Below are 471 nucleotides of genomic sequence, written 5' to 3' on the forward strand. Positions count from 1 at the left end.
TCTCCCAGCCTGCGCTTTCCCAGCAGATTCGCCAGTTAGAGGAGAGTTTAGGCGTGCCGCTGTTTGACCGTAGCGGGCGAACGATTCGTCTCACTGATGCAGGAGAAGTCTGGCGACAGTACGCCAGCCGGGCGTTACAGGAACTGGGGGCGGGTAAACGGGCGATTCATGATGTTGCCGATCTGACGCGAGGATCGCTGCGTATCGCCGTCACCCCCACCTTTACGAGCTACTTTATCGGCCCCTTAATGGCGGATTTCTATGCGCGCTATCCCAGCATCACGCTCCAGCTACAGGAAATGTCGCAGGAGAAAATCGAGGATATGCTTTGCCGCGACGAGTTGGACGTTGGGATTGCCTTCGCGCCTGTGCATTCGCCGGTGCTGGAGGCAATTCCTTTAGTGACAGAAAGTTTAGCGTTAGTCGTGGCGCAACATCATCCGCTGGCCGTCCATGAACAGGTGGCGTTGA

General features: G+C 56.9%; 1 protein-coding gene. It reads left to right on the forward strand.

Going from position 1 to position 471, the window contains the following annotated elements; all coding sequences use genetic code 11:
* Nucleotides 1–471: LysR substrate-binding domain-containing protein (locus SB756_RS28095; RefSeq protein WP_410912755.1), on the forward strand; the 471-nt coding region annotated here is incomplete at both ends.

It is taken from the genome of Pseudomonas sp. SIMBA_068 (assembly GCF_046534705.1).
Lineage (GTDB): Bacteria > Pseudomonadota > Gammaproteobacteria > Pseudomonadales > Pseudomonadaceae > Aquipseudomonas > Aquipseudomonas putida.